The 24,497-nt window shown below is 41.7% G+C and carries 23 protein-coding genes and 3 pseudogenes; all 26 read left to right on the top strand.

The window, feature by feature from the left end; genetic code table 11:
• Positions 1 to 166 precede the first annotated feature (166 nt).
• The 26 genes and pseudogenes from GT575_RS14535 to GT575_RS14660 all read left to right on the top strand — a co-directional run bounded on the left by GT575_RS14535 (position 167) and on the right by GT575_RS14660 (position 24,129).
• Positions 167 to 832 carry an ABC transporter ATP-binding protein gene (locus GT575_RS14535; RefSeq protein ID WP_161172286.1) on the top strand — a complete coding sequence of 222 codons (666 nt, stop codon included), beginning with the start codon at positions 167 to 169 and terminating at the stop codon, positions 830 to 832.
• Positions 833 to 846: 14 nt separating this feature from the next.
• On the top strand, positions 847 to 3,339 hold the full coding sequence (locus GT575_RS14540; protein ID WP_161172287.1) for an ABC transporter permease: 2,493 nt from the start codon (positions 847 to 849) through the stop codon (positions 3,337 to 3,339).
• Positions 3,340 to 3,369: 30 nt separating this feature from the next.
• A complete protein-coding gene (locus GT575_RS14545; RefSeq protein WP_243147915.1) occupies positions 3,370 to 3,783 on the top strand; it encodes a hypothetical protein in 414 nt (137 codons plus the stop codon).
• A 327-nt stretch (positions 3,784 to 4,110) separates the two neighbouring features.
• Positions 4,111 to 5,364, top strand: a complete 1,254-nt coding sequence (locus tag GT575_RS14550; protein ID WP_008400146.1) for an ATP-binding protein — start codon at positions 4,111 to 4,113, stop codon at positions 5,362 to 5,364.
• 288 nt (positions 5,365 to 5,652) lie between these two features.
• Entirely contained in the window at positions 5,653 to 6,699 is a 1,047-nt protein-coding gene (locus tag GT575_RS14555; RefSeq protein ID WP_118671979.1) for an EndoU domain-containing protein, read from the top strand.
• 18 nt (positions 6,700 to 6,717) lie between these two features.
• Positions 6,718 to 6,990 carry a hypothetical protein gene (locus GT575_RS14560; RefSeq protein ID WP_008400143.1) on the top strand — a complete coding sequence of 91 codons (273 nt, stop codon included), beginning with the start codon at positions 6,718 to 6,720 and terminating at the stop codon, positions 6,988 to 6,990.
• Positions 6,991 to 7,003: 13 nt separating this feature from the next.
• On the top strand, positions 7,004 to 7,168 hold the full coding sequence (locus GT575_RS14985) for a hypothetical protein (RefSeq protein WP_192935001.1): 165 nt from the start codon (positions 7,004 to 7,006) through the stop codon (positions 7,166 to 7,168).
• 70 nt (positions 7,169 to 7,238) lie between these two features.
• Positions 7,239 to 7,490, top strand: a complete 252-nt coding sequence (locus GT575_RS14565; protein ID WP_008400141.1) for a hypothetical protein — start codon at positions 7,239 to 7,241, stop codon at positions 7,488 to 7,490.
• Between the two features lie 237 nt (positions 7,491 to 7,727).
• On the top strand, positions 7,728 to 8,186 hold the full coding sequence (locus GT575_RS14570) for a hypothetical protein (protein ID WP_008400138.1): 459 nt from the start codon (positions 7,728 to 7,730) through the stop codon (positions 8,184 to 8,186).
• 631 nt (positions 8,187 to 8,817) lie between these two features.
• A pseudogene (locus tag GT575_RS14580) lies at positions 8,818 to 9,084 on the top strand (ABC transporter ATP-binding protein); the annotation flags it as partial.
• Positions 9,085 to 9,102: 18 nt separating this feature from the next.
• Positions 9,103 to 9,519, top strand: a complete 417-nt coding sequence (locus GT575_RS14585; protein ID WP_006428313.1) for a metal-dependent transcriptional regulator — start codon at positions 9,103 to 9,105, stop codon at positions 9,517 to 9,519.
• A 30-nt stretch (positions 9,520 to 9,549) separates the two neighbouring features.
• Positions 9,550 to 10,269 (top strand): winged helix-turn-helix transcriptional regulator, encoded by a 720-nt coding sequence (locus GT575_RS14590; protein ID WP_161172289.1) that lies wholly within the window; start codon positions 9,550 to 9,552, stop codon positions 10,267 to 10,269.
• A gap of 272 nt (positions 10,270 to 10,541) precedes the next feature.
• Positions 10,542 to 10,982 carry an ECF-type sigma factor gene (locus GT575_RS14595; protein WP_055057436.1) on the top strand — a complete coding sequence of 147 codons (441 nt, stop codon included), beginning with the start codon at positions 10,542 to 10,544 and terminating at the stop codon, positions 10,980 to 10,982.
• 56 nt (positions 10,983 to 11,038) lie between these two features.
• Positions 11,039 to 11,539, top strand: coding sequence for a DUF3846 domain-containing protein (locus GT575_RS14600; RefSeq protein ID WP_015533396.1), 501 nt, complete (start codon positions 11,039 to 11,041; stop codon positions 11,537 to 11,539).
• 398 nt (positions 11,540 to 11,937) lie between these two features.
• Positions 11,938 to 12,789 carry a DUF4240 domain-containing protein gene (locus GT575_RS14605; protein ID WP_015533397.1) on the top strand — a complete coding sequence of 284 codons (852 nt, stop codon included), beginning with the start codon at positions 11,938 to 11,940 and terminating at the stop codon, positions 12,787 to 12,789.
• Positions 12,790 to 12,810: 21 nt separating this feature from the next.
• Positions 12,811 to 14,787, top strand: coding sequence for an ATP-dependent DNA helicase (locus GT575_RS14610; RefSeq protein WP_055057433.1), 1,977 nt, complete (start codon positions 12,811 to 12,813; stop codon positions 14,785 to 14,787).
• 169 nt (positions 14,788 to 14,956) lie between these two features.
• The gene (locus GT575_RS14615) at positions 14,957 to 16,075 is read left to right on the top strand and encodes a tyrosine-type recombinase/integrase (RefSeq protein ID WP_015533399.1); all 1,119 of its coding nucleotides are present in this window, start codon (positions 14,957 to 14,959) and stop codon (positions 16,073 to 16,075) included.
• A 12-nt stretch (positions 16,076 to 16,087) separates the two neighbouring features.
• Positions 16,088 to 17,839: a tyrosine-type recombinase/integrase gene (locus tag GT575_RS14620; protein WP_055153009.1), complete on the top strand. Its 1,752-nt coding sequence runs from the start codon at positions 16,088 to 16,090 to the stop codon at positions 17,837 to 17,839.
• Positions 17,832 to 19,349, top strand: a complete 1,518-nt coding sequence (locus GT575_RS14625) for a tyrosine-type recombinase/integrase (protein ID WP_015533402.1) — start codon at positions 17,832 to 17,834, stop codon at positions 19,347 to 19,349. Before GT575_RS14620 ends, GT575_RS14625 begins: the two co-directional genes overlap by 8 nt.
• Positions 19,315 to 19,698, top strand: coding sequence for a DUF6262 family protein (locus tag GT575_RS14630; protein WP_015533403.1), 384 nt, complete (start codon positions 19,315 to 19,317; stop codon positions 19,696 to 19,698). Before GT575_RS14625 ends, GT575_RS14630 begins: the two co-directional genes overlap by 35 nt.
• A gap of 286 nt (positions 19,699 to 19,984) precedes the next feature.
• The gene (locus GT575_RS14635; protein ID WP_015533404.1) at positions 19,985 to 20,407 is read left to right on the top strand and encodes a cupin domain-containing protein; all 423 of its coding nucleotides are present in this window, start codon (positions 19,985 to 19,987) and stop codon (positions 20,405 to 20,407) included.
• Positions 20,408 to 20,432: 25 nt separating this feature from the next.
• Positions 20,433 to 20,747, top strand: a pseudogene (locus GT575_RS14640) (carboxymuconolactone decarboxylase family protein); the annotation flags it as partial.
• 127 nt (positions 20,748 to 20,874) lie between these two features.
• A pseudogene (locus tag GT575_RS14645) lies at positions 20,875 to 21,147 on the top strand (cupin domain-containing protein); the annotation flags it as partial.
• A gap of 376 nt (positions 21,148 to 21,523) precedes the next feature.
• On the top strand, positions 21,524 to 21,970 hold the full coding sequence (locus GT575_RS14650) for a YunG family protein (protein WP_015533406.1): 447 nt from the start codon (positions 21,524 to 21,526) through the stop codon (positions 21,968 to 21,970).
• A 170-nt stretch (positions 21,971 to 22,140) separates the two neighbouring features.
• Complete coding sequence (locus GT575_RS14655; protein ID WP_161172291.1) at positions 22,141 to 22,593, top strand: 8-oxo-dGTP diphosphatase; 453 nt, start codon at positions 22,141 to 22,143, stop codon at positions 22,591 to 22,593.
• Positions 22,594 to 22,728: 135 nt separating this feature from the next.
• A complete protein-coding gene (locus GT575_RS14660) occupies positions 22,729 to 24,129 on the top strand; it encodes a zinc ribbon domain-containing protein (protein WP_161172292.1) in 1,401 nt (466 codons plus the stop codon).
• Positions 24,130 to 24,497: the final 368 nt, after the last annotated feature.

A 24,497-nucleotide genomic window follows, 5' to 3' on the forward strand; every position in this document is an offset into this window, starting at 1 on the left:
CGGGTCAAGTTGGCCCGAAGTGCAGAGATAAAATGAAATGTCCGAGCGTTGTAACATTTCACCTCAATTTTCAATGAGTTTTTTTAGCCGCTGTAACATTTCGCGGACATTTGGGTTTTACAATACACTTATCAACAGGTAGGAAGCCTTGAAAGGAGTTTTGAATATGAGCGTTTTACAGACGATTGACCTGAAAAAGTATTACGGTACAGAACCGAACATTACCCGCGCCCTTGACGGCGTAAATTTCTCCGTGGAGGACGACGAGTTTGTGGCTGTTGTGGGAACCTCTGGTAGCGGCAAGTCCACCCTGCTTCACATGATGGGCGGGTTGGACACTCCCACCAGCGGAACCGTGATTGTCCGAGGCGAAGAACTGGCAAAGAAGAACGACGAGCAGCTTACCATCTTTCGCCGCCGCAACATCGGCTTTATCTTCCAGAACTATAACCTTGTTCCCATCCTGAATGTGTATGAGAACATTGTCCTGCCGGTGGAGTTGGACGGGGACACGGTGGATCAGAAGTTTTTGGACGAAATTGTTCACCTACTGGGGCTGGAAGATAAACTGAAAAATATGCCGAACAATCTATCCGGCGGACAGCAGCAGCGTGTGGCGATTGCCCGCGCTCTGATTACCAAACCGGCTATTGTGCTGGCCGATGAGCCAACCGGTAACCTTGACAGCAAGACCAGCGCCGAGGTGCTGGGACTTATCAAGCGCACCAGCGCGGAGTTCCGGCAAACCGTTGTAATGATCACCCACAATGACGACATAGCCCGCCTTGCAGATCGGATTGTCCGCATTGAGGATGGCAGGATTGTGGAATAAGGAGGTGGCAAGCTATGACATGGCCTTTTGAAAATGATACCAGTGACATTGAAAAGAAGCTGGCAAAGCGCAGTTTGCATCGTGAACGGCAGCGTAATTTATTTGCAATCATTGCTCTTGTGCTAACTGCATTTATGATAACTGCGACATTCAGTATTGGTTTTAGTTACTTTGAAACCTACCAAATGCAACAAATTCGGTTAATGGGAACTACCGCTGATGTCGGAATCACAAATGTAACAGAAAATCAGTTGGTTGAAATTTCAAAATCAAACCTTGTCCTTGACGTAGGTATACAGCAGCGTTTAGGCAGTGTTGATACAGAGCAACTGCATAATGCGAGATTAGGTATGGTTTGGATAGATGATACCGAGTGGGGAACCCACCGTCTGCCTACTATATCAAGTGTTGTAGGAAATTACCCATCAAGTAAAAACGAAATTATGCTACCTACATGGGTGCTTGAACAGATGGGCATTTCTGATCCGCAAATAGGGATGGAGATTGTGTTGTCGTACCAAATTGGCGATAGCTATAATTATGTCTCAGACACCTTTTTGCTGTCGGGCTACTATACGGACTACATTCCAATGCGCACAAATAATCGTGGTTATGTTTATGTTTCATCCGCTTTTAAGGATAGCTTAAATGTATCACTGGATAATAGTGTTACGGCAATGATCCGTTTTCAAGGCAATGATAATGCTGACAAAAACTGTGAAAGATTGCGGCGTGAGATTGACTTTACAGAAGGGCAAACATTTGAAATTGTACCATTAGAACAGGCAAATGGTGGAACTATTATTTTAGCTGTAATAATTTTAGCAGTTTTTATATCCTTTAGCGGCTATCTGCTGATTTATAATATTCTTTATGTCTCTGTCGTAAAAGATGTGCAATTCTATGGCCGTCTTAAAACGATTGGAACGACCCAAAGGCAGATAAAGAGAATTATCTATAAGCAGGCAATCAGAATCTCTTGTATTGGTATTCCGATTGGTCTGTTACTTGGTGCGGTTGTTTCCTTTGGCATTGTTCCTTACTTCCTGAATATGATGTATTCAACAAATTCTGATGTGGGAACAAAAGTATCTTTTTCGCCGTTTATTTTCATAGGAGCGGCCATATTTACGTTCATTACCGTTATGATTGCAAGCATGAAGCCCGCCAAAATTGCCGGAAATGTTTCACCAATAGCAGCACTCCAATATACAGCAGCCAGCACAAAGAGCAACGCCAGAAATTGTAGCAAAATGAAGTTGTCCAGAATGGCATGGAACAATGTCTTTCGTAATGCTAAGAGTACAACCCTTGTTTTTGCATCGCTTTTTTTCGGCATTTCCTTGTTCCTTGTCGTCACAGGGCTATTACATGGTTTAAGCCCGGAGAATTATGTGAGCCAATGGGGAGTAAGTGATTTTGCACTCACATATAGTATCCACGAAAGAGAAGATTTAATTTCCAGCGAAATGGTTTCAGAGATTGGTCAGCTTGACGGCATTGAGAATTTGAGGTTGACCTATGCACCTTATCCTCAAGTAGCAGCAGATGTTGTATATGACGATGCTGTATTTCACGAGTTTCTTGCGTCATTAGACGGAGTAAACGGCATTGATTTTTCTGATCCGGCAAAATTAGAAAATTATCAGCAAAACTTTTTTAGCGGGGTTTTTGGAATTGACAGTGCATATTTGGAAGAAATCAATAAAACCTTAAACTTGCCTATTGACACATCTGCCTTTGAACAAGGAAAGGTTGTGCTGCTGTCCAAATCAGTAGAAGACCTTATTCAGCCGGGGCAGGAAATAACAATCCAGACGCAGAACGGACAGCATTCCTTTATTGTAGCGAACGGTTATTTGAATGAAGGGTTTCGAGCAGGAGGAGGCAATGAGAGAGGGACGGCTCCTGATTTGTATATTAGTCAAACAGCTTTGAAAGAACTCTTTCCGCAATATAGAGTGTTCCGTGTGGCCTTTGATACGGATGGTCAACATGACGAAAGTATACTGCAAGAATTAAAGCAAATCACCGCATCACAAGCTAACATTGATATTATATCCCGATATGAACGGCGAGAAGAAATGCAGGAATATCTCATTACAGCAAAGGTTTTAGGAACAGGGTTGTCCGTGATCCTGCTGCTTGTTGGTGTCATGAACTTTGTCAATACAATGGTTGTCAATATAAATACTCGGCGCTATGAATTAGCTGTTCTTGAAAGCATTGGAATGACAAAGCGACAAATCAAACGAATGCTATTTATGGAAGGTTTCTATTATTGGGGCGTTTCCCTTTCCCTTGCAGTCACCATTGGAACAGCAATCTTCATCTTGCTATATATGATTTTTAGTAAAGTGGCCTATTATGCTGTTTTCTCCTATCCATTTATCCCACTGGTGCTGGTGTCTGGACTGGTGTTGCTAATCTGCCTTATTGTGCCTATATGGGTCTACAAAACTGACGTTAACCTTCCAGTTGTGGAGCGATTGCGGTTGACAGAGTGAGTTTAATCAAATAGCAAAATGTGTTTATTTTTGATTACTCTTGGAGAACCAGTCTCTTATCCTGTCAATCAGGTTGACGGCTTTGAATTGACCATTGAAAAGCCCACATGGTCTCCGTTTAAGGGATATACCATTCGCTGGGCTGTTACTGCGAATTCTAAAGAAATCTATTCCTTCGGTGAGGATGGTAGTCCTGGCTTTGAGTATCTCGAACGCCACATTGACAGGCAATGGTATCGTTTGACATATTCGCAGGATATATTTCCTTTTAATAATTTAGAATTCTCATTGGGTGGAGACAGTACGGGCTTGCAGGGAAGTATTGTTCAAAAATATGATTATTATGGAACTCGCTTGGAGGCGGGAACCTATCGTGTAGTATTAGAAATGAAGGCAAAGGACGGAACACCGCATTATTTGGAGGCTGAATTTGATGTTGAGTAAATAAGCAGAAAGACAACTTCCAGTTTGTTGAACTGAATCCGAAAAGCATTAGGGCGCAGAGGAGATAGAATCCTTTGTGTAAAAGACTAACGAACATATTTAATGAAACATCGAAACCATCTTTTTTTTGTTGTTTACCTATAATAACGATTGGAGTAGTCGATTATAGACACTGCAATCAAAAAAATCTGAAAATATATTTATCAACATTACATAAAAGTGTGTAGATGCACATAAAATGGGAATGCATATTGAAATTCAGGTCGTTCTGTGATAGGATCTCATTACTAAAAAGTGTGCAGATGCACGGAAAGGGGGAGCGTAACGATGGAGATTAAAAGAGACGCTTACCTACAGCAGCTGACCCTGCGAAAAGATAATGGAATGATAAAGGTGATTACCGGCATTCGTAGATGTGGCAAATCCTTTTTGCTGTTTACCATCTTTAAGAGATACTTACTGGAGAACGGCGTTGATGTTGATCATATTATTGAGATTGCATTGGACGGTATTGAAAATGAGGAACTAAGAGATCCTAAGGTGTGTTTCAAGTACATCAAAGATGCCATGAAAGACGATGGCAAATACTATCTGCTTCTTGATGAAGTGCAGTTTATGTCACAATTTGAGGAAGTGCTGAACAGCCTGCTCCGCATGAGCAATATTGATGTGTATGTCACCGGAAGTAATTCCAAGTTCCTGTCCAGCGACATTGTGACCGAATTCCGTGGCAGAGGTGATGAGATTAGAATCTACCCTCTCTCCTTTGCAGAGTTTTATTCTGTCTATGACGGCGATTATGATGATGCATGGGATGACTACATGATCTACGGAGGATTGCCGCAGATCGTAAGTTTCCAGAGCGAACGACAGAAAGCAGACTATCTGAAGAACATCTTTGCAAATGTCTATCTGAAGGATGTTATTGAAAGAAATAAGATTCAGAACGTGGATGAGATTGGGATTCTGGTTGATGTGCTTGCATCTGCAATCGGCGCACCGACCAACCCTTCAAAGATTGCCAATACCTTTGCCAGTGAGCGTCAGATGACTTATGCTAATAAAACCATCTCCAAGCATATCGACTATTTGACAGATGCCTTTTTGATTTCCAAGGCAAGCCGATACGATATTAAGGGCAGAAAGTATATCGGTGCAAATCTGAAATACTACTTTACGGATCTGGGACTGAGAAATGCACGTCTGAATTTCAGACAGCAGGAGCCTACTCATATCATGGAGAACATTGTTTATAACGAGCTGTTGATCCGTGGCTACAATGTTGATGTGGGTGTCGTGGATATCTTCGATAAGGATAAAGAGGGCAAACGTGTTCGCAAGCAGTTGGAGGTTGACTTTGTGGTGAATCAAGGAAACCAGAGATACTATATCCAGGTTGCATATGACATGACTTCGGAAGAAAAACAGACGCAGGAGTTCAATTCTCTGCGTAATATCCCGGACTCTTTCAAGAAGATCGTCATTGTAAATGGCAGCAAAAAGCCTTGGAGAAATGATGAAGGTTTTGTCATCATGGGAATGAAGTATTTCTTGCTGAATGCGAATAGTCTGGAATTTTAAGTCGATTTGAGTTGTTGCTGTGGTGTTGTTCTATTTCAAAAAAGAGTGAACACGCTGGGAGAATGTCGTGATGTGACAGACCAATATCAAACCGGACGAAGTGCATATTTGCGACTGGGACAATTATTTATGAGATTATTTGCTGGATTGCTATAAGAATCTGATGAAACGACCTTTCAAAAAACAGTTGATTTAGAAGTTAACTGTTTTTGAACCTCTTCTCAGACACAAGAACAGCAGATTGCGGGTCTCGAAGCAACCCAAAGAGAAGTCGATGAGTTTATTAACTTGACGGTAGATCGTGATAATTCGGCATCATCCGAAATCTCACGTGCTAAGAAGGACTTTTACAAACAATACTCTTATCTTAAGCCTGACTGCGAAAAGACCGACTGGGAAAAATTTTGCGAAGGTTTGAAAAAGGTCGGTCAGTGGTGTAAAGATCACTGGAAAGAGATCGTTCTGGTAATTGAAATCGTAGTGGCTGTTGTCTGCATTTGTGTTCCTGGCTTACAGGGTATAGGCACTGGCATTCTTATCGGAGCTTTAAAAGGTGCTTTGACCGGTGGCTTGATTGGCGGAATTACCAGTATGCTAACAGGAGGCTCATTCCTAGAAGGATTTGCCCAAGGTGCATTAGATGGTGCCATAATGGGTGGTGCCTTGGGCGGCGTAGGCGGAATCGCCGGCAAATTCATAACCTGCGGTTCTAAATTAGGAAACGCAATCCAGACAACCTCTAAAATCAGCGGGGCCATTTCTAATAGTATGGATGGTTTTGACATGGTATCATTAGGATTGGGGATGATTGATCCTAATAACCCAATCACGGAACTTAACAACAAAATGCATCAGAGCGATGTATACAACAAGTTCCAGATGGGGGTAAGCTTGGTATCTTCGTTCTCAGGTGCTGCTTCTCAGAATATGGCGTGCTTTGTTGCTGGTACATTGGTACTTACAACTGCTGGTCTGCTCGCTATTGAAAAGATAAATCCTGGTGAAGGCGAAGGTCCAGATGATCCTGGGCACGGTCCAAATCGCGGATTTGGCAATAGTGCTTTTCCAGATACTTGGTCCGATGATAATGCTATTAAGGCTGTCGAAGATGTTGCGAATAGTCCAAAATCAATTTGGCAACAAGCTACAGGTCCAGGAAGTGGTCGAAATGCACCGAAAACTATTGGTGGTCCAGATCCAAACGCTCCTCTTACCACAAGAAATGGTAGACCAGTTAGATTTACTGTTGAAGGACAAAACCATAGTTTAGATATTAGAGTGATTGTTGAACCAGGCGGTGAAGGGATAGTAACTGGCTTTCCTATTAATCGCTAATTATGAGAGGAGATTAAAATGGTAAAAGACGCATATGATATGTTCTTCAAAAATATCTCTATGCAATTTCATGACGACTCTCTTGTGAATGCTCTTGTGGAAGATGCTGAAGAACTGGCGAAATATGGAGAAAAACGGGTGGCTCTTGAAAATTTTTTGGAGAACGTTTTAGCTAATGAGGTTACGATTTCAAAAGAAGCTGTCACTTTAGCAGAAAAAGCATTCAGTGATGCTCCAAATGATTATGATATAGAGATAATAAACGAACTGAAAAAAACCGATGTTACGTAAGGGGATGATTTGGATGCCAATGGACAAAAAAGATCAACTTGCAGAATTAATTTCAAATGCGGAAACTTCCTTTTATAATGGGCAATTACAAGAGGCGTTCAGTCTTTCTTTATCAGCTATAAAACTCGATGAGAACTGTAACATATCAAAGCTCCCGGCAGAGCTCCAATCATGTTAAGGTACATAGCGGAAATGCTGTCAGAAATTACAAATCACGTTATGGGAAAGGCATTCGGCCAACTTATACGGTGCTGCAGATTAAGGCGGATTCACCGGTCAATGGTGCCGATGTGTTCTGGTATGAGGGAAATTGCAGCATTCTGGGCAGTAAGAATGTTTATATAGGCTATAATGATAATTCCATGTCGGTCGTATCACAGTTTGAACTGGTGATGACGATCATAAGCGGTGCATTTTTATTATTCCATACAGTTTCGGCACGGTTGCTCAGTAAGAAAAATCCATATGGCGGGAAGCTTTTCTGGTTCTTTAAATTTTGACCGGTCCTGTAGTTTATCTTTTGTTTGGATATTTTATTATGTTCGCATGGTTAGCCATAATGATAACCGCAATGATTCTGCTTCGAAAAAATAAAGCAAATTTTCTATCTTTTATAATACCGTGGTTCGTGGGATTCGTTGGATGTTTGGTAGTAGTGTTTGTAATACTTTGATTTTCAACGATTATAAAATATGAATCCGACATGATGGTGAAATTGTAAGGAAAGCTGAAAGATAATGGGGAAATACAAAAGTAAAGTATTAAAGAGAACATGTAAAAGGTGTATGATTGCGGTGCTTATAACGGCTATCCCCGGAATCATTGCCGGACTTTTTAACAGATGGCTTTTTTTAGCTGCTCTCTTTGCAATTATTCCTATCATCTATTTGGTCAATCGATTTTCCGTGATTATAAAATGGAATCTGGTCGAGGGGATCATCGAAGATGTAACGTTAGTTAATGATTTTAACCAGCCCTATACCGAAGCTCATATTATATTTAAGACAAAAGATAATATGGAACATGAGTGCCGCTTCACGATCGGGCATTATGGAGATTACGAAGAAGGAATAGAACCAGAGTTAGAGAATATGCTTCAAAGTGACAAAAAGTTGTTTATGAAGAAGAAAGTTCCGGTTTTTTATTCTCCAAAAGATGTTAACAGATGTATAGTGTATTTAGAAGATTCACAATGAATATAAAATGATATCAAGCGTTTTTAAAACTAAGAAATTGGTATTTGTTAGGAAAGGAACTTTATTTATGACAGCTGAAACAGAGGCAATAAAAGCACAAATTCTTTCAACAGGAAACGCTGAAATATTGCTTGAGGAAAACGATTTTCTGATTGTAAAATGGATAAAACCGGAAATAAAATATAGTATGGCAGCATATCAATACGGGAAAACAGGAATGGCTAACAACTATCCATGGGAATGTAGTTTGACGGAGGAACAAATCGCATTTTTTCTGGAACATATCAATGCAGCTGTCGAGTATTTTAAATCAAAACATCATTATTTCCATCTTGAGGTTAAAGAAGTCTCCTACGAGAATATTGTTTCTATTGATGAGCATGGAATAAAATTTAGTGATTTGCATTGGTTGACATACAAAGAATGTACTATAAATTTCAATCGGAAATATCCCAACAGTAGAGGAAACTGTATCGGAGAAAGAAATATCACTGCCGAACCGCCATATATCGAATTGTATAGCACATACGCACATACTAAAATATTGTTTAATAAAAAAGGACTATTTCGGAAAAATAAAAACATGATAGATTTTCATAATTTGCAAAGACATATCAACGAGTTTGGCTATATCGTTATTTTGGACGAAGCTACCGCGAGTGTGGATACGGACAATGAAAGCTATATTCAGGAGGCTATTTCCGAATTGGTGAAGGGAAAGACCCTGCTTGTAATTGCTCACCGCCTAAATACCATCCAGAACGCCGATCAGATTTTAGTTATAGACAACGGCCAGATTGCACAGCAAGGAACCCATGAGGAACTTTTGAAACAGCCTGGTATCTATCAGGATTTTGTCAATATCCGAAAGAGTGCGGCTGGCTGGAGTCTTGCTTAATGGCGAAAGGAGCTGCCTATGAAACTTCATACTGCCGGAGAGGATTATTTGGAGGCCGTGCTTATACTCCAAAAGAAGCTCGGTATGGTGCGCTCTGTGGATGTTGCCCGGTACATGGAAGTTTCAAAACCCAGCGTATGTTACGCAGTAGGAACTTTACGAGAGGGTGGCTTTTTGACAACAGACGAAAACCATTATATACACCTGACCGACCTTGGCTGGGATGTGGCTGAAAAAATTTACGAACGCCATTGTTTTTTTACTCATCAACTTATATCCGTTGGAGTTAATCCACAAATTGCAGAAGTTGATGCTTGTCGCATGGAACATGCAGTCAGTGATGAAAGTTTTCAAAAACTGAAAGAGCATGCGATGAGAGAGATTGCTTCACAAAAAATTGACAATACATTTGATGATTTTCCTGTGAAGAAGTAGAAAATGTTGCTTTGCTAAAATAGATTAAATATGAAAGACACAAAATACAAGATATTAGCATATTTTGACAATCAATCATATCGAAAACTATTCAATGAGATAAACTCAGATTATGCAGAAAATCTACAAATTTTACTGCATAATTTGAGTTTATTTTCTTATGATGTGCTTATAATAGGAGTAATCGTTTATAAAGAGAACATAAGTAATATTATATCTGCTATTAGAAAGATAACGCAGATACCAATTATTATTTTGACGGATGCAACTTCTTTATTGTGTATGTCATGGAAAAAAGAATTAATATACGCTGGTGCAGATTGTGTAATGGATATAAATAGCACTATAGAAGAAGTAGATCTGCAGATTTTTTCATTGGCACGACGAAATAATAAACAAAAAATAACTCAAAAGCAATCCGAAACGATGATTAATAAGGGAAAACTTGTAATGGATCATAAGAAACATAAAGTATTTTGGAATGATGTAGCGTTACATTTAACACGACAAGAATATAATTTTTTATACTTATTAGCGGCGACACCGATGAGAGTATACACGTTTGAACAGATTTACCAGCTTGTCTGGAAAGATTATCCTGTTGGTGATATTAAAAATATCATCTGGTGTCTGGTAAAGCGACTGAGAAAAAAGCTGAATGTTGTTGAAGATGGTGCCGGAAATTGCATCGTCAGTGTCAGGGATATAGGTTACAAATTTGAATTGAATAATGAAAACGAACAGCAGTAAGGCGAATAATCCGTAAAAAGATTGTTCGTCTTATTTTATTTGTGCTGGAAAGAAGGTGATAAAAATTGACCGTCAATTGACAGGTTTCTGACCGTTAACTGACAGGTGCATCCGATACACTGTGCCTTTGTAAAGATATGATTACAAAGGAGATCCGTGTTTGCAGGGAAACAGCAGAGATGCCGGACATTCCTGTGGACAGGAAGAACGAGCCAGATCACCGCCACACTCCGATTTGATTTCACAAAAATTCAGATCGGAGGAAAAGATAAGTGGCTTACAATAAAGCAAAAGAAGAATATAGATGGAACCAGTGGAAAGCAGAGGAAGAGAAGATCCTGCGTGAGCAGGGTGTGGATGAAGAGACGATCCAGAAGCTCCGGGAGTATGACTGGAACGATTTTAACGCAGAGCGGAGATTCCGGGAACATCAGACCTCACTTCTGGACTGTATGGAACTGCTTCTGGAAGAAAAAGAATCAGGAGAGTCTCAGCCAGAGAGTGTGGAAGCCCTGCTCGATACCGTGGAGAATGAGGAATTGCTCCAGATCCTGTTATCGACTGACAAGAAAACTCTTCAGATGGTTGTTCTGAAGATGATGGGATATGCACCAAAGGAGATCAGCCATCACATGGAACTGCCGGAGCAGACTGTTTATACAAGACTGCGGAGGTTACGGGAGAAAATCAAAAAGTCCATGAAATTTGAATAAAACAAAAGGCTCTCATCGGCTGATTATCAGAACGAACAGACAGGAGGATTGATACGATGGATGAGAAAGAAGTGTCCGAAATGCAGGAAGAAATGATGACGGTGCTGGTAGTCGAGCCGATGAAAGCACCCTATGTCAAGAACATCCCCAATGAGCTGGAGGATCTGCAGCAGGCGGTAGGCGGTGACATTGAAATGACCTATCCGTTTGATGATAAAGTTGGAATCCTTTTAAACGGCAATGGAAAATTTGAGGGGCTGCCGTTAAATCGGGCATTGTACGATGACCGAGGACAGGTCTATGATGCCATTGCCGGAACATTCCTTGTAGTAGGACTGACAGAAGACGATTTTACTTCGCTGACACCGGAGCAGATTGAAAAGTTTAAAGAAAAATATCAGTCACCGGAAATTTTCACCCTGTTTAACGGGGAACTTCATGTGATGAAGATGCCGCCGGAAGAAGCCAAAGAGCAGAAAGAAAAGCAGAAGAAAGATGCACAGCAGAAGAATCCGGCAAAAGGAAAAAAGAAAAACAGATCCGGGGAATCACGATAAAAAATTTTTTTGTGAAGTGAATAAAAAAATACACTGCCATCGGCTAGTAAGCAGAGGGACATCCCTCGGCTGTTCTTTGGCAAGTGAATATCGGCACTACAGGTACGTTCCCAACCGTAGAAGCGTGACAGTATGAGCGCCATGATTAAGTATAGGGTAAAGATTCTTAGACTTGGAGCGAGAAAGCATAGCTGTGAATAAGGCGGTGGCAGCCTTTCGCCAAGATCACGGATGGGGGATAATGATACACGTTACCAGCCAGAGAGCGGAAGATGGACTCCGGGTTGTAATCAGAAAGACCCCCAGGACATCTGTGAGCGGCGGCAGGCCAGCCGCCCGCCTGTAGTGTCCCCTTTCCCAGAAGAAATACAGGGATAGTTCCGGGGGTGCGAGGTCAAATGCGGAACAGCAAGATAAAAAAGAAATCAATGAAGAAGTGTGTCGTTGATATCAGATACCATGCGGCTGTGGGAGACTACAGCCGTATTCTTGTGGTATTAACGTCACATCAAGGGGAGAGAAAGATGGAAGAAACAAAAAGAAGTGGGATGAGCAAGGATCAGTTCTGGAATCTGATTGAAAAAGCAAAGGAAGTGTGCGGCACCGATCTGGATGCTTCGGCGGTGTGGATCAAGCAACAGCTTTTCTATATGACACCGGAGGATGTTCTGCAATTCCATAATCTGGTTTACAGTTACCGGGATGCAGCTTATAAGTATGGCTTATGGACAGCGGCAGGTATTCTGATGGAAACAGGGTGCAGTGATGACAGCTTTTCCGATTTTCGGATGTGGTTGATCGCCCAGGGAAAAGATGTATATCTGAATGCCTTAAAAGATCCGGATTCCCTTTCCGGTGTAACTCCTTATGGATACTGTAGTTTTGAATCATTGGGATATATCTCATCGCAGGTCTACAGTGCCATGAAAGGAAAAAATATTTACCAGGATAGTACAGCCAGAATGCAGATGGAAAGCTATGAGCAGGTGATCCGGGATATTGTGTACCATCCCATGATCGAGTATCCGTTGGAATTGCCAGAAGCCATGGTGGTTTATCCGAAACTCTGTGAAAGGCATTTGTCCGAGCAGGTAAGGAATGCTCCACAGAAGGTAAGGACATGGAATGTTTCCCGGACGGATATCCGAAGGATGATGGCACGGGGAAATGCTGCCATAAAGAAAATGCAGGAGCAGGGAGCAAAAGCACCGGAAGCAGTCAGATCCGTCCGTAAGGGTACGGTAAGATAAGCTTCCCGGCAAGGAGAAGTAATGTGTTATAAAAATGAATATCAAAAAAGGGCGCATGGCGAAGTGGAAAGAATCTTTCGGGAACTTCTACCGGAAGTCGGGCTTCACGTAAGAGAAGAACAGATCCGTCTCTGCCATGAAATGCTGGATGCCCTTATGAAAAATGAGATCACGCTCTGTGATGCAGGAGTGGGCATTGGAAAAACCTATGCCTATCTGACTGCCTGCATCCTGATGCGGAAATATAGTGTACTGCATTCCGGTTATTCGGGATGTGACAGGCGGCCTGTGGTGGTATCCACTTCCAGCATTGCCTTACAGAAAGCTATCATAGAGGAATATGTTCCTTTTTTATCGGATGTACTGTTAAAAGCAGATCTGCTTCAGGGAGAATTAAAGGCAGTTGTCCGCAAGGGAAAGGAACATTTTGTATGCGATTACAGGCTGGCCCAAAGACTGGAGGCAGTCCGGGATAAGAATAAAAATCAGGCACAGATGGAGGCATTGAAGTCCCTCCGGCATAACTTTGATTTAGATTCCGTACATAACCTGAGCGGTTTTGACCGCAGGCTGGTGTGCGTACCGAAATTCTGCCCCAGGGAGTGTCCGGGGAAAGCAGGATGCCGTTATCAGAAATATTTGGATGTTTCCAAAAAAGAGGAAGTTTTTATACAGATATGCAATCACAATTATCTTCTGGCAGACGCCATGCACCGGATGAATGAATACCGGCCTCTGCTGGCGGATTACAGAGCATTGGTAGTAGATGAAGCACATAAGCTCCCAGAAGCTGCCAGCCAGATGGATGGGAGAAGTATTGGAAGAGAGGATGTGCAGGAAATCTCGTATTTCTTAAACAGGGAGCATAAAAGTTCGGAAGGTAAGAGACTACAGGATTGGTTTAATACACTTTCAATGGAAATCCGTAAGGATCAGGCCGGGATGGGAGATGACATAGCTGGAAAAGAAAATTTCTATTTTCCGGCAAAGTGCCGATCTTCTCTGGAGCAGGTAAGGGGGAATCTCAGTCTTATGCTTAAAAGACTTGCTGGAAATGTCCCTTACTGGATCTTCCGGCGGCTGGAAGAGATGGAAGAGCTGTTCGGCTGGTTTCTGAAGAAGGATACCAGATACGTTTTATTTCTTCAGCCAGACGGCAGGGGAGATCCTGTGTTTATGGCTGTTAGCAGAGAGATTCCAAGGTTTCTCCATGATTCCTTATGGGACAGGGGATTTCCCTCGATTCTCACCAGTGGAACTTTAAAAGCCGGAAATGGGTTTGTAAGGACCAGACAGATGACCGGGCTGGAAAAGAAAAGCAGAGTCCGGGAGTGTGTAGCAGAATCCCCATTTTGTTACAGAGAGAACTGTCTGCTCTATATTCCTGAGAATTTAAAAGCGACGCTCAAGGGAAGCCGGGAAGAGGTCGAGCAACTTGCAGGCCAGATCCGTGATCTGGTGTGTTCTACTTTTGGGCATACACTGGTACTGTTTACATCTTATACCCTGATGGGAAATGTGCAGCAGCTCCTGCGGGATCAGATCCCGTTCCCGATGGTGCAGGTATGGAGAAACTCACAGGAAGAAATCGCACGGTTTAAGAAGATGGAAAATGCCGTTCTGTTTGCAGCCGGCTCCTGTTGGGAAGGTGTGGATTTTCCGGGGGATATGGTATCGTCCCTGATCATTGTAAAATTGCCGTTTGCTGTACCGGACCCCATCCATGAAGCACAAAGGGAACAATACCGATCACTGGAATCCTACATTCAAAATGTTGTTGTTCCAGATATGCAGAAGAAACTGCGCCAGGGATTCGGACGGGCGATCCGGACGGAGCAGGACACCTGTGTAGTGTCCATTTTAGACCACCGAGCGGCAAAGAAAGGAAAGTACCGGGGAGATGTTCTGGACGCCCTGCCAAAGTGCCAGATGGCAGAAAAAATCGATGAAGTAGAGGACTTTATCCGAAGCCGGAAAGTGGAGCGTTACTACAGCTGATAACATCCGTGGTGTTGTTGGTTCTGCCCAGATCTGGACAGAAAATAAGACAAAAAGTTTAGTGGTATTTCAGGAGCGGTTTTGACCGAATTGGTGGTATTTGTGATAGCTTTATCGGCATGAGTTGGGTATACTGTGTATAGCGTTAGAGGAAAGGAAGTGAGCAGGAATGAGACGATATGAACTGGAAAAAGAAAGAGAGGGTTCCACCGTTTATTTCTTTATCAGAGATGTGGAAACACTGGATATCGTCCTGCTTCCAACCAAATATCTGATGCACAAGATACGGAGTAAATGTTCACCGAATACGGTGCGGCGCTCCGCACTTGCAATCCTGTACTATCTGGAATACATCCATGAAAAGAAAAAGGAATTGACAGACGTATATCAAATGCCTTATGTTGAACAGACAAATCACTTTGTGGAATTTTTATACTGGCTGAAAGCCGGGAAGCATACCAGAGATAAAAATCACAGATCTCCAAACAATGGAACCTGCAACGCATACTTAAGAGATGTGTTCAGGTTCTATCTTTTTATAGAAGAAGAGTACCAGCAGTTCGGGGAGCTGAAAGTCCTGTCCTATAATTATTTTGTAGCCGTGGATGCAGTAGGCGTAAAGAAAAGCATACGATCAAAGAGTTTCAAAGGCTATTTAAAAGAGGAAGAGCATAAGGCGAGAGCAGCAAAGAAAGATGAAATTGTGGAAATCTTGAAAGCGTGTACCAATATAAGAGATCGGCTTCTCATGCTGCTTCTGGCAGAGACAGGCTACCGAATCGGTGAGATCTTAGGAATTGATTACAGTAAGGACATTGATTATCAGAACCACATAATCCGGGTATATTTCCGTGAGGACAATGAAAATGGAGCGAGAGCAAAGAATGCAGAATACCGAAGTGCGAAGATCAGCAAAGATACCTTCGGCTTTTTAAATCTGTATATCGCAGAGTACCGAAAACTACTTCAGCACCAGACAAGCCTGTTTGTGAATATTTCCGGGGATAATATCGGAAAACCAATGAACGTGGAAGCAGTATACTCCATGCTAAAAAGAATGGATAAGAAAACAGGGATTAAGATCACGCCTCATATGCTCCGGCATTACTTTGGAAATGAGCGGAGAAAAGCAGGATGGTCGCTGGAACTGATACAGCTGGCCTATGGACACCGCCACATCCAGACAACCATCAATTATCTGGACATTGTGGATGATGAACTGCTGGATGCCAGCCAGGAATTCTACGAGAAACACTCCTCCCTGTATGGGATTGAGGAATTGCTATAGGAGGTGGTTTTTATGCCTGCGTTTTTACAGTCTTTTATAGAGGCAGAACAAGAACGGAGCAGGCGGATTGAGCAGCTACGAAAAGAAATCCGGGAGTTTGCAAAAGAGGAAGCAGGAAGTTCCATTACAGAACAGATTCTGCTGTTTCTGGCAGATGAGATGGTAGAACATCTTTCGGAAATAGATTATGAACTGCGAATGAAATTTGAATTATACATAACACCGCTGATAAAGCGAAATTACATTTACCGATATACCGGAACGTTCGACCGGATACGGCAGGCGTACATCCGGGAACGGATGAAAACTCCGGCTGGACAGAGGGAATGTGAATGGAAATATAAAAATGAAATACTTTTTGTTCCATACCACTCAGATCCTGTAATCGTAAAGAGTGTGGAAACGGTACGGTGTCGGAGCAACATGGTCTGGAATTTTAAAGCGGCAGCCAGTGAGAAACTGAAACGTCAGATTTTTACCGTGCTGGAATATATTCTGAAGAATTATGAAATTTCCAGACTGAGGGAATATAAACTGACCGGGCTACAGCTTTTTTACGAATTTTGCATCCGGGAGCAGATTACAGATATCCAGCTTCTGGAGCTGGAACAGGAAACAGCATTTCAGGACTACCTGAAGCAGAAAGTCGAGAAAGAGCAACGGCGAAAACGACTGAAGAGCATTGTGGAAACTGCCCGTAAAGTGATTTTTATAGAAACTGATGAAACAAGATGGGATGCTACCATCTGGTATTTAGAGCGGTTTCGTATTGCCAAAGAAAGAATAAACCAGAGTGACAGTATAGAAAAAATATCATTTCAGGAAGTTCTACAGCCCAAGAATCGATTGCTGCTTCAGGAATATATGAAGTACGAAATTGGAATCGGAGAACTGGCGCTCAGCACGGTGTACGAAAGATTCCGAACCATTCGAAATTTTTTGCAGGAGATCAGCGAACTGGAAGTTACCAAGTGTGATGCCAGCCTGATTGATGTATATTTAAAGAATTTGCAGAATGGTGCTATGGGAGCAAAGACATTTAATACCAATGTTTCGGGAATACAGTTTTTTATGAAATTTCTGGAAGTAAAGGGGTATATAAAAAAGGTTCCGTTTTATGCATCGTATTACTTGGAAAAACAGATCCCAGTCCACCATGACAGAAGTGTGGAAGAGGATGTGTATATGGAAATTATCCAAAACCTCTCACAGTTTCCTGAACACCTGAGAATGATGTTTTTACATCTCTGGTGTGTGGGACTCCGGATCAGTGAGGTCTGCACCTTAAAAGGGGATGCGTATTATATCCAGAATGGTGACTGCTGGATGAAGGTCTACCAGGTGAAAATGAAAAATTATAAAAGGGTTCCCATTCCGGTAACATTGTATCGTCTGATGCAGGTTTATCTGAAAAAGCACCCTACCAAAAAAGAAGCATACATTTTTCGGAATCGGAAAGGTGGAGCATTTTCCAAAAGCACCTTCATGGGGCAGATGAAAAAATACTGCTCCCAGATAGGCATACAGAATGGAGAATATATTTTTAAGTCTCATGATTACCGACATACCGTAGCAACCAATTTTTATGAGCATGGCGTATCAATCCAAAGCATCCGGGACTATCTGGGACATACGTTTGAGGAAATGACCATGCAGTATATAGATTATATGCCAAGAAAAATTGCTAAAGAAAATGACGCATACTTTGAGGAAGAGGAAAACAGCCTGCTTGCCTGTATGCAGAAAGGAGAGAAGCATGGATAATAAACTGAAATTCCAACAACTGGAATGTTATAAGCTGGCTACCGATGAGCAAAAGGAAAAGCTGAATAAGGAACAATATTTTGATCTGGATAAACTGCCGGAAAACCAGCTTCAGACAGAATTTGTCGAATACATTTACTACCGTGGAACGCAGGTATCCATCCTGACCATAAAAAGGGAAAGGCATTATTTTAACAGCTTATGTGAATTTTTTCAGAAGTCATCCCATCAGGAAAACAGCCTGCTTGACAGAGAAAAAGACTTCTGGATAAAGCAGTTGAAAATGTGGATGATACAAAACGGTAGGGCTTTGACGAAGCATAAAGTGACGAACATTCAGACTGAATCGGTGGAAAAAGCTGCCCTGATCCGGTATTTTGAAAGCCTTCTGGAATTTACACTGGACCGATCAGAAACCAATGAGCTGGCAAAGGATATCTGGCATCTGGAAAGGCTTCCGCTTATCCTGCGGACAAATCCGATTGTCAACCATAAGACACTAAATTTCAGAGGAATCCGGCAACCAGATATTCGGGAAGAAGTAAAAAAAGCAATTTACCATCATCTGAAAACCGAAGCCCTTGGCAGTATAAAACGTGAACTGTCCGCCATGAATAAATTTTCAAAGTATTTGGATGAAAAGCATTCCAAGATCAGCACCTGCGAAGAGATTGACCGGGAGATCATAGAACAATTTTTAATCAACATCAAGGTAGAATCAAACGGAGGGAATGGCATCCGGGATGACCTGCTAAAGCTTCGAAATGTGCTGGAAACAATCGGAAAAATTTATGATTTTCCACATCTTACAAAACTGTTTTTAAAATCTGATTTTCCGCCAGAACGGAAAGCAGAATTCAAATCTTATTCGGACAGTGAGCTGAAAAGACTGAATGCCCAGATTGTAAAAATGGAAGAGCAGATAGCAAGGGCAATGATCATCCACCAGATGCTTGGAACCAGAATTTCCGACACGCTGACCTTGCGGAAAGACTGCCTTTATAAACATGACCGTCAGGATATGATTATCATATACCAGCCGAAAACAAGAAGATATGAAAAACCGATCAGCCGGGAGCTGGCACAGCTGATTGGAAAGGCAGTCAGTTATGCAAATGAGCATTATCCTGAAAGCATTTATATCTTTGCGGACGAGAACAAACCGGAGAGACCAATCAGTTACCAAACCTTGCAGGATAAAGTGCTTCGAATGATCTATGAAAAAGATATCCGAGATGACAGCGGGAAATTATTCGGATTTGGAACGCATATGTTCCGGCACTGTTATGGGGTAAAGCTGACAGAACTCCATGTGGATGATTGGACCATAGCAAAGCTCCTGGGTCATAAAGGAGTGAAAAGCGTCCAGTACTACCGGAAAATGAGCAATCAGAGACTGGCAGATGAGACAAGGGAAGTAAGAAATCTTATGTCACAGATTATCTTAGCAAATCTGGACGGATGGGGAGAAGAATATGAGCAAATACGACAAGATGCTGGAATTGAATAAAAGAAAGAGCGAAGAAAAAGTGGAACGGGCAGTCCTGACAATACGGACAATGGTGTTGGAGAGAGAAAAGGTGTCCGTACCAGCACTGATGCAAAAGACTGGTTTATCTAGAGGATTCTTTTACAAGAATCCGATTGTAAGAGGTGAGATTGATGCAGCAATGGAACAGCAGGCTGGTATGGTGGATCCAAGGAGAAACATTATCAGTCAGGCGATGGAAGCGGAAATGAATCTGCTCCGGCAACAGCTACAGAAACTGAAAAGCGAAAATGAGAATCTAATAAAGGAAAACCAGAAGTTAAAAAAAGCACTATCCAAGAAAGAGTTGAATCTTATCAAACAGATTTAAGCTATATCATAATGCAAAGTAGGTCTGCCAGAATACAGCAGATCTGTTTTGCATTGTGATATAGAAACAGATTATGCTTAAAAGGCATTAAGCAACCCATAATAATGGGTATTGGACATAGAAAGCAATATGGGAGTATGATGATACCGATAAGAAATAGAGTGTACCTGAAATGCAAACTGTCACAGAAAAATTATGAACTTTATGTAAAAAGTTGCAAAATCTATTGACCTAGAGCTTACTTCAGGTTGTACCATAAAATAAAAAGAGCAAGGAGGAATTTTTTATGGATATCGAACAGATGAAAAAAGACTTAGGTGGAGGTAACGTATTTCCAATCGGTGAAGAAAACGTAGCATTCGCAAAGTATTTTACAGGTGAATGCTATTTGAATATGCTTACAACAGAGAGAGTACCAGTTGGTCTGGTTACTTTCGCTCCGGGAACAATCAATGCATACCACATCCATCATAAAGGTGGACAGATCCTTCTGGTTACTGGTGGAAGAGGATGGTACCAGGAAGAAGGAAAACCAGCTCGTGAATTGAAAGCTGGAGATGTAGTAAATATTTCACCAGAAGTAAAACACTGGCACGGGGCAGCGAAAGACAGCTGGTTCCAGCATCTGGCTGTTGAAGTTCCAGCAGAGGGAGCTTCCAATGAATGGCTTGAGTTTTTACCGGAAGAAGAGTATGACAAATTACCATAAATAAGAAAGATGGAGGTTTGATATCATGGCAAAGATCACACAGATAGCAGGAAGAAATGCTCTGGGAACATTTGCACCAGATTTTGCACATTTTAACGATGACATTCTTTTCGGAGAGAACTGGAATAACGAAGATATTGATTTAAAAACAAGAAGTATCATCACAGTTGTAGCACTGATGGCACAGGGAATCACAGATTCCTCTTTGAAATTCCATTTACAGAATGCAAAGGATCATGGGGTAACACAGAAAGAGATCGCAGCAATCATCACTCACGTAGCATTCTATGCAGGCTGGCCAAAAGGCTGGGCAGTCTTTAATCTTGCAAAAGAGGTTTGGAATGAGGACGAAGCAGAGAAATAACCTGGCAGAAACTGCTCGTCATGAAAGGGTCGCACAAAACACAGACGTGTATGCCGTTAAAGCCCGTAACTATAAGGGATTGCGGAGGGGTAGTCCAGTTTTATGCAGTAACAACTGGCATATCCATCACGCAAAGAGCGGTGGCGGACAGATCCTTGTATGTGTCGGTGGACGCGGATACTATCAGGAGGAGGGCAAGCCTGCAGTTGAGATGAATCCAGGCGACTGCATCAACATTCCTGCTGAGGTAAAGCACTGGCACGGCGCAGCTCCTGACAGCTGGTTCAGCCATCTTGCAATCGAGGTTCCAGGTGAGGAGACATCAAATGAATGGTGCGAGCCTGTGACGGATGAGGAGTACGGAAAGCTTCAGTAGGACTGTAGTAGATAACGCAAGTGACAATATCATATGAAATATAGAGACCATCCGGGTATAAATATGATTCGCGGTTGAATGCGAATGGATATTTATATCCGGGTGTCTTTTTGTTTCGACAAGAGCCTTGACGGATATATGATAACCACTGTACCTTAAGGGCGGCGATGTGGTAAGATGTAAGATAGAAAATATTGGAGTGCTAGAAAATACTGTGGAATAATACCGTATATTAAATACTGAGAATTTACAGTGTGAGTGATATAATGAAGCAAGAAAGTTGATGTAAGGATGTTGATGTAATGGAGGCAGCTGGACAAAAGAAGTATCGAATGTAGAAGTATGATGGAATAATGTAGTATCGAAGGTGAGATGGATGGACAACGGAAAAAAGACATACAATTTCTGGGGCTGGAAGAATGCAGATGCACCGGCCATCACAGATGAATATCCGGGGATAAATACCCCAACAGATCTATACGATGCGCTGAGTCATATCTGGTGTGCAGACACCTGTGCGCCGAGGATGAGGGACAGATGGACAAAGGATAACATGACGCTGGGGCAGTGTTCCATCACTGCTTTTCTGGCACAGGATATATTTGGCGGAAAGGTGTACGGTATAAAGAGACCGGGTGGAAACTATCATTGTTACAATGTGATAGGTGACTGCGCTTTTGATCTCACAAGCGAGCAGTTCGGCGATGAAGTCTTGAATTACGAGGATAATCCAGAGCAGCAGCGGGAGGTACATTTTGCAAAGGAAGAGAAAAGACTGAGGTATGAGTATCTGAAGGCTGCGCTCGGAGAATATACAAAATGATGTAGATAACAAATATGACATTCTGAAAAAGAGCATAAGATAATTAAGCTCGTTGTGATAGTAACGTGTTATCGTACTCGCACATTATGATATATAGTATATAGAGTGCGATATAAATCCATAGACCGGAGAATACATACAGAATGTATAGAAACAACAGGATGGAGAAAATGGCGGAAATAGAGAAGGTAATATTTATGAATATGTGCATGGTATATGATCACGCTGGGCGTGTACTGGCACTCGATAAAGTAGGGAAAAGCTATTCTGGAACGACATTCCCTGGTGGACATGTGGAACCTGGAGAGACATTCACAGAATCGGTGATACGAGAGATATATGAGGAGACCGGGCTGACCATAAGCAATCCAAAGCTCACCGGAATATATCACTGGATGACCGGAGCTGTGAGAAATGTCGGATTTCTGTACAAGACGGATGAGTATCAGGGGAAACTTATATCTTCAGAAGAGGGCAAAGTGTACTGGATATCGGGAGAAGAGTTCCTGCTAAAACCGCTTGCACCAGGAATGGAACAGGTGTGGCAGATGATGCACGATGACAGTGCGTCGGAATGTCTGCAGACACTTACGGAAAATGGCATAGTTTCAAAGATACAATAACAATAAAAGTTTAATGGGATTTATGGGGAAAAGAAAATGTCAATATTTTCAGATATATCAAATCTTTCAAATAAAAAACGTAAATTGGAGGTGCCAGCGCCAGATACAAAATTGCTCGTGAGGGGGATAGTGTTGTTGGCATTGGGACTTCTCGGAGCCTCAGTCTATACAGTTGAGGATATAGATAAGACGCCGGCTCTTGTTTTTCTGTGTATTGGAGCGGCTTTGATCATAGCCGCTATAATTTCTTTGATCTGTTATGGAAAACAGGTGACAGCATTTAAGAAATATACTCCAACATGGGAGAAACACAGAAGTATTTTTGATGATTTCGCCATAGAATTAAATCATTGGTATGATTCTGACATGCGTCCACGCAGTTGTGATGGAGACACATCATATATTCTTCGCCTTCAGAAGGATAGAATGACACGGAAAGGCATTCGTATGATACAGCATACATCACCTGTGAAGAGAGAAACGATGGGAACTACAAGAGTGCCTCGAAAGACATCCTGGTACACAGTTGATCTCATGTATGAGGGTGTTGACAGACATCTGCAATTCCAGAATTCAACCGGCATAATATATGAGCGTGTAACCGAAGATACGATGTACGAGACAGTTGTCCATACTCCAAATGAGCAGGAACTTACACGTATGTCCATGACTTGTCCAAACTGCGGTGCAGTCAGCCCTGTGGCAGCTCTCACGGAAGGCTGCCCTTATTGTCGTACGGTTTTTCGTATCAGTGATCTGTTTCCCCGTGTAACAAATATATTTTTTATTCGGGAGAATGCTTCTACAAAGAATCAGAAGAAGATGGGAAAGGCCACAGGGATAACCATGCTGGTTTTCTTCCTTGCATGTTTTATACCTTCTTTTCTCGACCGGGAAACTCCAATACCGCAGGCTTTGTTAATGTCATTTTTTGTAGCACTTATTATGGGCGGAATATTTGGATATATAATTTCTATTATTATATTTATGACAAAACAGTTCAACAGGGATGGACGAAAGAGAATACCGTTCTGGTCCTATGTGACAACAAAAGGAAAGGTCAAAAGTGCATTTGCACCATATGATCCGTATTTTTCATTTGAGAAGTTTGAGGGACAGATCATATCTCTTATCCGTATGGCGATTATGTCAGACCACCCGGAGAATCTGGCATCATATTGTGGTGGAACATTAAATCCATATTTTCGGGATATTATAGAAATGACATATATGCAGGCTATGACAGTGCAGGATATACATATGGAGGGAAGTCATCTGTGCATGACACTCAGAACATGGTGGATAAATTACAGTGAGAAGAATGGACGCGTCAACAGGTGCGGAGACTGTATAGACGTTACACTTCGGAGAAATGTTGCTTACATGGAACCTCCTGGATTCTCCATTACATCTGTGTATTGCAGGAATTGTGGAGCAAGCTTTGATTCTGTCCGTCAGAGAAACTGCCCATATTGCGGAACCGTATATCACATGGAGAATGAAGGTTTTATAATTGAAAGACTTGAGCTGGTATAAGCAAAGAGTATAGATACAATATAAGCTGAGTATAAAGGAAACGGAGAAACTAACAGGTATAGTATCTTAAAATCTGATTATAACGAGGAAGATAAAAGAAAGAAATAAAAAGAAAATAAGAAGAGAATAAGGAAATACATAATAGGAAAAACACAAAAATAGAAAAAAGAAAAAATATGCTTGACATTGTAAAATGATGGTGGTATCTTATAAAAGCTGTCGCGTGAGACGGTGTCAGAAACATCTATAAAGCATCAGATTTTGAGATTTATTCGTTATATAATCTCCCGATTATGATACGAAATCAGTTCATAAGAGCTGACGAAATGACTTGAAAAAAGATGAAAAAAGTTGTTGACATTGAGAAA

Origin of the sequence: Coprococcus sp. BIOML-A2 (assembly GCF_009875795.1) — a bacterium.
Taxonomy (GTDB): domain Bacteria; phylum Bacillota; class Clostridia; order Lachnospirales; family Lachnospiraceae; genus Coprococcus; species Coprococcus aceti.

What these genes read in the sequence shown, in the direction of transcription:
- GT575_RS14535 (WP_161172286.1), top strand. Translation starts at nt 167, where the DNA reads ATGAGCGTTTTACAGACGATTGACCTGAAAAAGTATTACGGTACAGAA.
- GT575_RS14540 (WP_161172287.1), top strand. Translation starts at nt 847, where the DNA reads ATGACATGGCCTTTTGAAAATGATACCAGTGACATTGAAAAGAAGCTG.
- GT575_RS14550 (WP_008400146.1), top strand. Translation starts at nt 4,111, where the DNA reads ATGGAGATTAAAAGAGACGCTTACCTACAGCAGCTGACCCTGCGAAAA.
- GT575_RS14560 (WP_008400143.1), top strand. Translation starts at nt 6,718, where the DNA reads ATGGTAAAAGACGCATATGATATGTTCTTCAAAAATATCTCTATGCAA.
- GT575_RS14985 (WP_192935001.1), top strand. Translation starts at nt 7,004, where the DNA reads ATGCCAATGGACAAAAAAGATCAACTTGCAGAATTAATTTCAAATGCG.
- GT575_RS14570 (WP_008400138.1), top strand. Translation starts at nt 7,728, where the DNA reads ATGGGGAAATACAAAAGTAAAGTATTAAAGAGAACATGTAAAAGGTGT.
- GT575_RS14585 (WP_006428313.1), top strand. Translation starts at nt 9,103, where the DNA reads ATGAAACTTCATACTGCCGGAGAGGATTATTTGGAGGCCGTGCTTATA.
- GT575_RS14590 (WP_161172289.1), top strand. Translation starts at nt 9,550, where the DNA reads ATGAAAGACACAAAATACAAGATATTAGCATATTTTGACAATCAATCA.
- GT575_RS14600 (WP_015533396.1), top strand. Translation starts at nt 11,039, where the DNA reads ATGGATGAGAAAGAAGTGTCCGAAATGCAGGAAGAAATGATGACGGTG.
- GT575_RS14605 (WP_015533397.1), top strand. Translation starts at nt 11,938, where the DNA reads ATGCGGAACAGCAAGATAAAAAAGAAATCAATGAAGAAGTGTGTCGTT.
- GT575_RS14610 (WP_055057433.1), top strand. Translation starts at nt 12,811, where the DNA reads ATGTGTTATAAAAATGAATATCAAAAAAGGGCGCATGGCGAAGTGGAA.
- GT575_RS14615 (WP_015533399.1), top strand. Translation starts at nt 14,957, where the DNA reads ATGAGACGATATGAACTGGAAAAAGAAAGAGAGGGTTCCACCGTTTAT.
- GT575_RS14620 (WP_055153009.1), top strand. Translation starts at nt 16,088, where the DNA reads ATGCCTGCGTTTTTACAGTCTTTTATAGAGGCAGAACAAGAACGGAGC.
- GT575_RS14625 (WP_015533402.1), top strand. Translation starts at nt 17,832, where the DNA reads ATGGATAATAAACTGAAATTCCAACAACTGGAATGTTATAAGCTGGCT.
- GT575_RS14630 (WP_015533403.1), top strand. Translation starts at nt 19,315, where the DNA reads ATGAGCAAATACGACAAGATGCTGGAATTGAATAAAAGAAAGAGCGAA.
- GT575_RS14635 (WP_015533404.1), top strand. Translation starts at nt 19,985, where the DNA reads ATGGATATCGAACAGATGAAAAAAGACTTAGGTGGAGGTAACGTATTT.
- GT575_RS14650 (WP_015533406.1), top strand. Translation starts at nt 21,524, where the DNA reads ATGGACAACGGAAAAAAGACATACAATTTCTGGGGCTGGAAGAATGCA.
- GT575_RS14655 (WP_161172291.1), top strand. Translation starts at nt 22,141, where the DNA reads ATGGCGGAAATAGAGAAGGTAATATTTATGAATATGTGCATGGTATAT.